Source organism: Dietzia sp. E1, from assembly GCF_014145015.1.
GTDB classification, from domain to species: Bacteria; Actinomycetota; Actinomycetes; order Mycobacteriales; family Mycobacteriaceae; genus Dietzia; species Dietzia cinnamea_A.
The window spans coordinates 1-1,432 of sequence record NZ_JAALDU010000477.1 but is presented as its reverse complement, the minus strand read 5'-3'; the positions used below and the strand labels follow the sequence as shown (position 1 = coordinate 1,432).

Below are 1,432 nucleotides of genomic sequence, written 5' to 3'. Positions count from 1 at the left end.
CCGGCGGCGGCAGCGGCGAGTCCGGCACCGCCGTCCAGCCCCGCCACCCCGTGCGCCGCCGCGCCGCCCGCTTCTGGAGCGACGTGCTCACCACCCCCGGCCGGATGTCGGTCTTCGCGCTGGTCGCGATCGTGGTGGTGCTCGCGGGCGGCATCGTGGCGTCCTCCACCATCACCCAGCGGCAGAGCTACCACGAGACCCTGCTCGCCGAGGTCGAGCCCGTCGCCAACGCCTCGCAGACGCTCTACAGCTCCCTGACGATCGCGGACTCCGCCGCGAACACCGCCTTCATCACCGGCGGGATAGAACCCGCGGAACTGCGCGAACGCTACCTCCAGGCGATCGCGGACTCGTCGTCGTCGATCATCGCCGCCGCCCAGGGCCTCGACCGCAACGACACCGAGTCCATCGACCAGCTCGCCCACATCAACGCGCAGCTGGCCACCTACACCGGCCTCGTCGAGACCGCGCGCACCAACAACCGCGTCGCCAACCCGGTCGGCTCGGCGTACCTCGCCTCCGCGTCCGCGCTGATGCAGGACACCATCCTGCCCGCGGCCGCCGACCTGTACGACCGGCAGTCCACGTCCGTGGGCCAGTCGGACCGCGAGTGGTCGTCGCCGCCGTGGGGCTCGTTCTTCCTCCTCGGCCTGGCGATCGCGGTGCTGGTGCTGCTGCAGCAGTGGCTGTGGCGGCTCACCGGACGGCGCATCAACCCCGCGCTCGGTGTGGCGTCCCTGCTCATGGTGGCGACGTTCCTGCTCACCATGATCGCCGGGTTCCTCGCCGCCAACGACAACGCCAAGGGCCTGTCCGAGGGCGCGGCGCCGATGAACGAACTGACCCGCCAGCGCATCAACGCCCAGAAGGTGCGCGCGCAGGAGACGCTCAACCTCGTGCGGCGCACCGACCCCGAGGGGTCGGCGGCCGAGCGCGCGGCCGTCCTCGGTGGCGTGCGGGACACCCTGACCGTGTATCTCGACGACGAGGAGAACAGCGGCAGCGACATCAGCCTCGACTCGCACGGCGCGGTGACGGACGCGATCGAGGCGCTCGACGAGTGGATGGCCGCCCAGAACCGCGCCGACTCCCGCTATCAACAGGGCGACTACCAGGGCGCCATCGAGATCTCATCCGGACAGGACGCCGGCGACTCGGGGGCGGCGTTCGACGAGTTCGACGAGTCCATGCAGGCCGCCATCGAGGAGGCCCGCGACACGCTGCGCACCCGCATCGACAACGCCCGCCGCACCTCCTCGAGTGGCCCGGACCTCATCATCGCGCTGTCCACGCTCGCCGCGTTCGGCGTCGTCGTGGGGATCGCGCCCCGGATCAGGGAGTACCTGTGAGGGCGCGGGCGGGACGGGCGGCACGGGTCGGCGGGGCGGCGCGGGTCGCGCTGGGTGGCGTGCTGGTGGCGGCCCTGGCGTTC

Annotated in this window: 1 protein-coding gene; it reads left to right on the top strand. The window is 72.1% G+C overall.

The genetic code is table 11. The annotated features are described in order from the left end of the window. On the top strand, positions 1-1,349 hold a 1,349-nt coding region (locus G6030_RS14230), incomplete at its 5' end, for a hypothetical protein (RefSeq protein WP_182643572.1). Positions 1,350-1,432: the final 83 nt, after the last annotated feature.